The organism is Plantibacter sp. CFBP 13570 (genome assembly GCF_014841395.1).
In the GTDB taxonomy this organism is placed as follows: Bacteria; Actinomycetota; Actinomycetes; order Actinomycetales; family Microbacteriaceae; genus Plantibacter; species Plantibacter auratus.
On the sequence record NZ_JACYTW010000124.1, the window covers coordinates 1 to 4,244 of the forward strand.

The 4,244-nt window shown below is 72.0% G+C and carries 4 protein-coding genes; all 4 read right to left on the bottom strand.

Annotated elements, in window-relative coordinates; genetic code table 11:
- Positions 1-248: 248 nt before the first annotated feature.
- Positions 249-1,238 carry a LacI family DNA-binding transcriptional regulator gene (locus tag IFT89_RS19745; protein ID WP_137243450.1) on the bottom strand — a complete coding sequence of 330 codons (990 nt, stop codon included), beginning with the start codon at positions 1,236-1,238 and terminating at the stop codon, positions 249-251.
- Between the two features lie 87 nt (positions 1,239-1,325).
- Complete coding sequence (locus tag IFT89_RS19750) at positions 1,326-2,246, bottom strand: hypothetical protein (protein WP_197479028.1); 921 nt, start codon at positions 2,244-2,246, stop codon at positions 1,326-1,328.
- An 88-nt stretch (positions 2,247-2,334) separates the two neighbouring features.
- Complete coding sequence (locus tag IFT89_RS19755; protein WP_202939830.1) at positions 2,335-3,744, bottom strand: FGGY-family carbohydrate kinase; 1,410 nt, start codon at positions 3,742-3,744, stop codon at positions 2,335-2,337.
- 159 nt (positions 3,745-3,903) lie between these two features.
- Positions 3,904-4,244: DUF4432 family protein (locus IFT89_RS19760; protein WP_202939831.1), on the bottom strand; the 341-nt coding region annotated here is incomplete at its 5' end.

Sequence of the window (4,244 nt, forward strand, 5' to 3'; positions counted from 1 at the left end):
CCGGCCGCACCGATCACGGGAGCCGCGGCCTCGGCCGGTGCGGGCGATCCCCCGGTGACCGGCGTCTGGACCGGCCCTGCCGCGGTCTGCTCGAGCGGCGCCCAGCCGCCCTCGGTCGGTGTGGCGTCCGGTCGCTGCATGTGAGATCTCCCGTGGTCGTGTTCGCCTCCGACGCTACGGAACGCCGGCCGACGGCGCATCCGCCGGCCGAGGGACCATACCGCGCGGCGCATCCGCCGCCTGGGGGATCACGCGGTGAGGTGACAGCCGCAGGACTCCCGCAGCAGGAGCCCGACGGGGACGACGGTGCTGCGCTCGTGCTCGCCGTCCGCGTCACCGAAGCGGGCGAGCGCCCGGGTGGCGGCCAGGCGGCCCAGTCGTGCCGGGTCCTGTTCGATGACGCTGACCGCCGGATCGAGCTGGTCGGCCATCGGGAAGTCGCCGAAGCCGAGCGAGGCGATCCCCCGTGAGCGCAGCGCGGGGACAAGCGCCATCGTCACACGCGCGTTGGCAGAGAACAGGGCCGTCGGCGGGGAGGCGAGGGCGAGGAGACCGTCGACCACGGCGGCGGCCGGTTCGCGGTCCGTCGCGTCGAGGCTGACGAGGGCGTCGTCGAGGTCGATCCCGCTCTCGGCGAGCGCAGAACGGTAGCCCTCGAGTCGGCGACGGGTGCTCGGCGGGTGTGCCGAGTCGGCGATGAAGGCGACCCGGGTGTGCCCGTGCTCGAGCAGGTGCGTCGTCGCGAGGTAGGCACCGCGGTGGTCGTCCTCGACGAAGCTGTCGGCGTCGAGCCCACCGGGGGCGCGGTCGACGAACACGATGGGTGTGTGCTCGGCCCACGGCGCGAGCCACGACTGGTCCTCCGCGACGGGCGCGAGGACGAGCCCCATGAGTTGTGACCGGAGCAGCGAGTCGAGCACGGCACGCTCGCGCGCCGGGTCGTCGCCGATGCTCGTGACGAGGGTGGTGATGCCCGAGACCGAGCAGACCTCCTCGACGGCTCGGACGACCGCGGCGAAGAAGGGGTCGACGACGTCCGGGACCGCGACGCCGACGGAGGAGGACCGCCCGGCGCGGAAGGTGCGCGCCAGGACGTTCGGGACGTAGTTCAGCTCCCGCATGGCCGATTCGACCCGCGACCGCGTCTCCGGGAGCACGTGCGGGTCGTCGTTGAACACGCGGGAGACCGTCTTCGAGCTCACTCCGGCGAGGGACGCCACGTCCTGCATCGTGGCCATGGCTGCTCCTCGGGTGGTTCCACCTGCGTGGCGTGGTCGGATCGGGCTGGTTCGCGGGCGGCGACCGAGGACGCCGCCCGCGAACCGTCAGCGACCGGCGAGCGCGGTCTCGATGACCTGCTCGAGCTCACGGAGGCGAGGCAGCGCACGGTTCGTGAGCAGTTCCTCACGCTTCGCCGACGAGATCGAAAGGCTATCCTTCCACAGCGAACGACCGGCCATCGCGCCGCCGGCACCGTTCTCGACCGCGGTGCGGACCTGGCCGACGAAGGTCTCGTGGTCGACGCCGGCGGAGAGCACGGCCCACGGCACACCGGCGGCGGCCTCGGTCACGGCTGCGGCGGCCTCGGCGGAGCCCGGGTACTGGAGCTTCAGAACCTTGGAACCGGCGGCGACGGAGATCTCCGCGGCGCCGCGCACGAGCTCGGGGAAGATCTCGGCGTAGGCCTCGTCGCTCTCGCCGTCGAGCTGGTAGACGAGGATCTCGACGATGAGCAGCACGCCCTCGGCGGTGCACTCCTCCACGAGGCGGGCGATCTCGTCGATGACGACCTGCTCGGCCTCCCGCTGGTCGGAGCGCAGGTAGAAGAGCATCTTGGCGGCGTCGCCACCGAGTTCGCGGACCCGACGGGCGTCCATGCCGGGGACGTACTTCGTCCGGCGCAGACCGTTCTCGGTGTCGAAGCCCGAGGAGTCCATGCCGACGACGAGACCGGTCGTGCGGGAGAGGGTGCGCTCGTCGACGACGAGCGGGAGGGCTACCTCCGGGTCGAGGAGGATGGCGGGTGCGTGGTTGCCGAGGAACCGGACGAGGTCGCTCTTGGCCTCGGCGAGTTCGTCACGGCTGATGCCGGCCGCGCCGTTCGGGGCGTCGGTCATGACGGCCTTCATGCCGTTGCGCTGGTCGCCGGCGACGATGAGCATGCCGCCGCCCGGGGTGCTGATCGTGGCCATGGCGCGGCGTTCGAGCGTCGTCAGCTCGTTGGTCCTGGTGGCTACTGCGTTCATGAGGTGCTCCTTGTGCTTCGGATGGGGTCTGATCCCGGCAGCGGTCGCGCCGGGGAGGATCGGTCTGGGTCGTCGGGTGGTCGGTCGGTCAGGGGTGTGATCGGGAGATGGCGGGTTCGAGGAGGGCCCCGGCGAAGACGGCTGCGCCGTATGCCGTGTCCTGGGACCGGTGCGACACCTGCACGCCGGGCAGGACGGCCGCACGAGCGCGTTGCACGGACCGCATGCTGGCCCAGCCACCGGTGAGCAGCGCCGAGGTGGCCGGCGCGACCTCGCGGTCCATCGCCGCGATGAGCACGGCGAGTTCGTCGTTGCCGTGCCGGAGCACCGCTTCGAAGACCTCTGCCGGTCCTGCGCCGTCGGCACGGACCGTGAGCTTGAGGACGCCGTCGTCGTTCCGGGCGCCCGCGACCGAGACGTCGCCGTCACCGAGCAGCCCGCCCGCCGGGAGCGCCATGACCTCGTCGTCCAGGCGGTCGCGCCCTGCGCGGTCGGTCACCCCGACAAGCTGGAGGGTGCGGCGCATGAGCAGGCCGGTCTTGACACCGGCGACGAGCACCCAGGTACCCGGCACGACGTGACGGACGCAGTTGATGAACACCTCGGCGAGGCGCTCCCGGGCGGCGAACGGGAGTGGTTCGTCGAGGCGTCGCAGCAGGACCTCGGCCGTGCCCATCGACACGTGGTACCGCTCGGCGGGGAACGAGCCGGTGGAGACGGCCGACACGAGGTGGTCGTGGCCGGCGACGGTCAGGGCCGCACCGGAGAAGACCGGCGGCACCCACGGGCTGCTCGCGGCGCCGAGCGGGGCACCGGCGTCGGTGAACGGCGGGAGGAACGATGCGTCGACGCCGAGGTGGTCGAGCAGTTCGAGCCACGGCTCACCCGTGTCCTGGTCGAGCAGGCCGGTGCGCGACGAGAGCGAGTACTCGGCGGCCTCCTCGCCGCCGAGCGCCGAGACGAGGTACTCCGGCAGGTTGAGCCAGCGCGTTCCGGCGAGGTCGAGTCCGGCGTCACGGAGGTGGAGGAGCTTGATGACCGAGACCTGCACGCCGAGCGGCAGGCCGGTCCGACCCGCGAACTGCTCCGCGATCTCGGCCGGGAGGGCCGCGAGCTGTTCGGCGCCGCGCGGATCGAACCAGGCGATCGCAGGCGCGACGGGCCGGCCGACGGCGTCGAGGACGATCCCGGACTCCCCCATGCCGGAGACGGCGAGGGCCCGGACCCGCGCGGCCGGCCCGAACCGGTCGACGAGTTCCGCACCGACGTGGTCGAGGAGCTCCCGGACGGTGGCGATGAGGGACGCCGCCTCCATCACGGTCGTGCCGCCTGGACCGGCGAGCCACGGGGTGGGCAGCTGATGGATGAGGACTTCGGCGCCGTCGGCGTCCGTCACGAGGATCTTGACGCCGGTGCTGCCGAGGTCGAGGCCGGCGACGAGTCGATCCGAGGCCACGGAGGCGACGGCGGTCGAGTCGAGGTTCGCAGCAGGGTGCACGGCGGTGTCCGTTCAGGTTCCGACGTCCGTGTCGGCTTCCGACGATGGCTTCATGTCATCGATGTCATGGCGAGCATACCTCGTTCATGTCATCGATGACATACCCCAGCGTGAATTCTTCGGAAACCGGGTACCTGATGCTGGCGGAGGCCGGTGGGCTCAGTCGCCGAAGTCCTCCGCCGTCGACTCGAACACGATCTCGAGATCGACCTCGAACGACTCCCCGGGCTCCACGATCCGGCCGGCCTTCCCACGATCCGGACCGGCCGCGTGACTCGGCCAGCAGGTTCCGGGTTCGATACCGAGGGCGTACGACCCCGCGGCTGTGCTCCGCCACACCGTGAGGAAGGGCAGCTGCTCCGGCCGGAACCGGACCGTGACCGTGCCGGCCTCGCCCGACAGGGTCGCGATGGACCAGCCGTCGGGCCCGGCGACCGCGTCGAGGGCGTCGACCTGCTCGTCGGCCGCCGGCTCGGGCTCGCCGATCACCCGCCGCCAGC